The sequence below is a fragment of the Pseudonocardia pini genome, from assembly GCF_013870575.1.
Lineage (GTDB): Bacteria > Actinomycetota > Actinomycetes > Mycobacteriales > Pseudonocardiaceae > Pseudonocardia > Pseudonocardia pini.
Genome location: NZ_JACBXB010001043.1, coordinates 1 through 1,512 on the forward strand (window position 1 = coordinate 1; position 1,512 = coordinate 1,512).

The window sequence follows — 1,512 nt, forward strand, 5'->3', positions numbered from 1 at the left end:
GGCTCGAGGCAGGCGGGTTGCTCGGGGCGGACCGGGTCATGCGACACAGGTGCGGTCGGCGGTGCCGTCGAGCATGGGGGCGAGCCTACGGGCGGGGCGAGGGACGGCCGACGATCCCGGCCCGCGTTTCCCCGGTCCGGCGGACGACCGGAACCGCTCCGGCCGGCTACGGTAACCGGATCATTCGCCCGAATCGGGAGTCGCGATGACGTCGTCGGTCTTCTCCGTGGTGCTGCCGGTCGTGCTCGCCCTGGTCATGCTGGGGCTGGGGCTCTCGTTGTCCCTCGCCGACTTCGCGCGGGTCGCGACGGTCCCGCGGGCCGTCGTGGTGACCTTGCTGTGCCAGCTGGTCCTGCTCCCCGCGGTGTGTTTCGGGCTGGTCCTGCTGTTCGGCCTGGGCAGCGACCTCGCGATCGGGATGATGCTGCTCGTGGCCGCCCCGGGCGGGGTCACGGCGAGCGTCCTGACGCACCTCGCGGGCGGCGACGTGGCGTTCAGCATCTCGGTCACCGCCGTGAACTCGGTGCTCGCCGTCGTCACCCTCCCGCTCGTGACGACGTTCGCGCTCGCCTGGTTCGGTGCGGGCGGCTCGGTGGGGCTGCAGTGGGACAAGCTGCTGCAGGTCTTCGCCGTGGTGCTGGTGCCGGTGGCCATCGGGATGTTGCTCAGGCGGCGTTTCGGGGAGTTCGCCGACCGGATGGAACGGCCCGTGCGGATCGCGTCCATCGTGGCCGTGGCGCTCGCGATCGTGGCGGCGGTCCTGCAGCAGCTCGACGCCCTGCTGCCGAGCCTCGCCGCGGTCGGGCTGGTGTGCCTGCTGCTGAGCGTGCTGAGCCTGGCCCTGGGCTACGGGGTGCCCCGGCTGCTGCGGGTGACGCACCGGCAGGCGATCGCCTCCTCGATGGAGATCGGCGTGCACAACGCCGTGCTGGCCATCACCGTCGCGGTCACGGTGCTGGAGAACCCGGCGGCGTCGATCGCCCCGGCGGTGTACGGGCTGCTGATGTTCCTGCCCGCCGGTGCGTTGGCCTGGTCGCTGTCGCGGCGGGTCGAGCGGGGCACCCAGCCGGTCTGAGCCTTCCGGCGCCCTCTCGGCGTTCGCGGGCCCGCTGACCCAGGAGAAGAGGGTTTCTCCCAGGCGGACGCGTGTCGGTCGACCTGAATTAATGCGGACTAGAACAGAATACGAACTACGTAAGTGGTGATCGAGAGACGAGGCCGACGTGCTGGACCGCCTGTGCGCCTTCCGCCGGTGCCGCGAGCCCCTGCCGGTGCAACAGGGCCGGGGGAACCGGCCGCGCTACTGCCAGAACGGTCGGACGTGGGGGACGGCGGACCTGACCTGCAAGGCGGCCGAGGCGGCCTTCGTCGCCGTCGAGTCGCTGACCGAGGAGGACGCCGCCGTCACTCCGGTGGCGATCGAGCTGCTCGGTGAGCGTCTGGAGGCCGCCCGATCGCCGCTGCGCGACGTGCTCGACGCCGTGGTCGCGGTGGGGAACCAGGTCGGCGCGG

Annotated in this window: 1 protein-coding gene and 1 pseudogene; both read left to right on the forward strand. The window is 71.9% G+C overall.

What is annotated here, in order from left to right; genetic code table 11:
* Nucleotides 1-205: 205 nt before the first annotated feature.
* A complete protein-coding gene (locus H5J29_RS32300) occupies nucleotides 206-1,075 on the forward strand; it encodes a bile acid:sodium symporter family protein (protein WP_181784700.1) in 870 nt (289 codons plus the stop codon).
* Nucleotides 1,076-1,223: 148 nt separating this feature from the next.
* Nucleotides 1,224-1,512 (forward strand): annotated as a pseudogene (locus H5J29_RS32305) (hypothetical protein); the annotation flags it as partial.

Coding starts and splice junctions, on each gene's coding strand:
- H5J29_RS32300 (WP_181784700.1), top strand. CDS start 206: ATGACGTCGTCGGTCTTCTCCGTGGTGCTGCCGGTCGTGCTCGCCCTG.